Source organism: Coprococcus intestinihominis (assembly GCF_040096555.1).
GTDB classification, from domain to species: Bacteria; Bacillota; Clostridia; order Lachnospirales; family Lachnospiraceae; genus Coprococcus_A; species Coprococcus_A intestinihominis.
This window is the reverse complement of record NZ_JBBMEK010000358.1, coordinates 1-2511: the sequence shown is the minus strand read 5'-3', so window position 1 is coordinate 2511 and position 2511 is coordinate 1. Positions and strand designations below refer to the sequence as shown.

2 protein-coding genes are annotated in these 2511 nt (G+C 44.6%); one reads left to right on the top strand and one right to left on the bottom strand.

What is annotated here, in order from left to right; genetic code table 11:
- On the top strand, positions 1–962 hold a 962-nt coding region (locus WMO25_RS17090), incomplete at its 5' end, for an RluA family pseudouridine synthase (protein WP_349086366.1).
- 138 nt (positions 963–1100) lie between these two features.
- Here WMO25_RS17090 and WMO25_RS17085 read toward each other — a convergent pair.
- Entirely contained in the window at positions 1101–2417 is a 1317-nt protein-coding gene (locus tag WMO25_RS17085; RefSeq protein WP_349086364.1) for a GntP family permease, read from the bottom strand.
- Between the last annotated feature and the right edge of the window lie 94 nt (positions 2418–2511).

Below are 2511 nucleotides of genomic sequence, written 5' to 3'. Positions count from 1 at the left end.
CAAAATTTGGAAAAGGAGAAATTACTATCATGCAGCAGCTTTCATACACAATTGAACCGGAGGCAGACGGTCTGTCGGTAAACACCTATGCCCGCAATATAGCCGGTCTGTCCCGGGCTTTTTTGCGTTCGGTGAAGTTTCGTGAAAACGGTATTCTGATTAATGGCCAGCGTGTGACCACACGGGGTGTGCTTCATGCCGGGGACTCCCTTGTTTTTAATATGCCCAATGACCGCACTCAGAAGGTGATGCCGGCTGAGGGGCCTGTATCCATTGTTTTTGAAAATGAAGATATCGTGCTTGTGAACAAACCCGCCGGTCTGGTGATTCATCCATGCCACGGTCATTATTCGGATACTCTGCTGAGTTATCTGGCCTGGTATTACCGACTGCTGCCGGAACAGCCGCTGCTCTGTCCCATCGGTCGTCTGGATAAGGATACCAGCGGTCTGATTCTTATAGCAAAGAACAAATACGCCGCCCAACAGCTGGAACGGCAGCGAGCAAATCATACCCTTTCCCGGGTTTATCTGGCCCTGACAGAAGGCCATTGGACGGATCAGCCCCGCAGCGGACTCATTGACCGTCCTATCGCAAAAGTTCCGGATTGTTTTAACCGCTACCAGATTGCTGATACCGGGCGTCCTTCAAGAACAGAATATAAAGTTTTATCAGAATTTACCTATGAAGAAACACCTTTTTCCCTTGTCCGCTTAAAGCTTCAGACCGGTCGTACCCACCAAATTCGTGTCCACATGGCCAGTCTGTCCCACCCGCTGTTGGGAGACTCCATTTACGGACATGAAGGTTTTCTCGGATTTGACCGGGCGGCGCTTCACAGCTTTGAAATCACCTGCCAGCTTCCGGGGCATCAGGACCTTGCTGTTTTTTCCAGTGAAATGCCGGAGGATTTTCAAAAAATGATTGCCAAATCCATAAATTTTTCCTCTACGCTCATTTGATGATACAATCATCATCCACGAAAAAAACTCCGGATTCCCACTTCATTCAAGTGAAAATCCGGAGACTTCTTATCTTTTATTCGATTTCTGCAATGTCTCAGACTATACATTCCAAGCCATCTCGAAATATTTTCTTTCTTATAAGCCCAACTGTGCAAGTAAGATGAATACACCACAGCAGATGAATGGGATGAAAATCTGTGTAACAGCGATATCCCAATATGCTTCCTTATGTGTCAGCTTACAGATACCAAGCAATGTAATCTGAGCACCCTGATGAGGCAGAGTATCAAGAGTACCCGCTGCGATAGCTGCGATTCTATGTACATATGGAAGGGAAACACCCATCTGGATATATGTATCTTTTAAAGCGTTGAATGCAACACCCATACCACCTGAAGCTGAACCGCAGGCACCGGCACAGATAGCAACTGTAATCATAACGAATACAAGCGGCTGCATGGACATATTCTTCAGTGCTGTTACCAGGTCATTAAAGCCCTGAGTATTCTGTACAACACCACCGAAACCAACAACGATAGCTGTATTCAGGATAGCAACACCTGAATCTGCTGCACCTTTGTTGAAAACGCCAATCCATTCATTAACACCCTTAATTCTCTTAAACATCAGGATTGTTGCCAGTGCTACACCCGCAAATACAGATGTTTCAACAGGGAATGGATGCATTGGATTATTAAACATAACAAGAATCAGAATGATAGGCAGAATTGCTACAATAACATTTGGCAGATCCTTTTCTTCATCAGGATTTGGCAATTCTTCTGCTGTCAGCTGAAATTTTAATGTAGGGTCATCAAATACGATGCCTTTCTTTGTAAAACTTCTTGCTCTTACTTCCAGCCATACGAAGATTAACGCAAACATAACAATGGCTGTGATTAAAGATGGAACAAATGCAGCTGTAGATGGCGTACCAAGGTTATCCATAGCAATAACGTTCTGGATAGATGGTGAACCAGGTGCTGTCATAGACCATGTCCAACATCCTGCTGAAATAGCTGCAGGAATCAATCTTCTTGTCAGGTTGCCTTCTTTGAAAAGGTTCAGGGCGATTGGGTAGATAACGAAGAATACAACGAAACCACTGACACCACCGAAAGTAAGAATACCTGTGATACACATGATAATTGGTGCAACAAACTTGCCGTGGCAGAGACCTGCAATCGCTCTGGCGATGGATTCTGCTGCGCCAGTGTACTGATAAACAGCACCAAACAGGGCACCGACGAAGAATGTCAGAAAATACTTAGTAACATAATCTGCTGCTGCCGGCATGAAAAGCCCTTTTAAGCTTTCAAGAACTGGCAGACCGGAACACAAAATAACAAAAATGGTAACAAGCGGAGCCAGAATCAGCGCGCTCATCTGTTTGAACGCCAGTACACCGAAAAGGGCAATCGCAATAATTAATACTAAAATGTGAATGTTCATACTCTCTCCTAAAAATAACACTATTCTGTTAAAAAATAAACACTTCTCTTATTTAAGTGAGGCGAAATACGACCCGCGCATTTCGCCCCGAAAA

Bases quoted from the DNA above. Each gene is read 5' to 3' on its own strand.
- WMO25_RS17085 (WP_349086364.1), bottom strand. From the start codon at position 2,417: ATGAACATTCACATTTTAGTATTAATTATTGCGATTGCCCTTTTCGGT.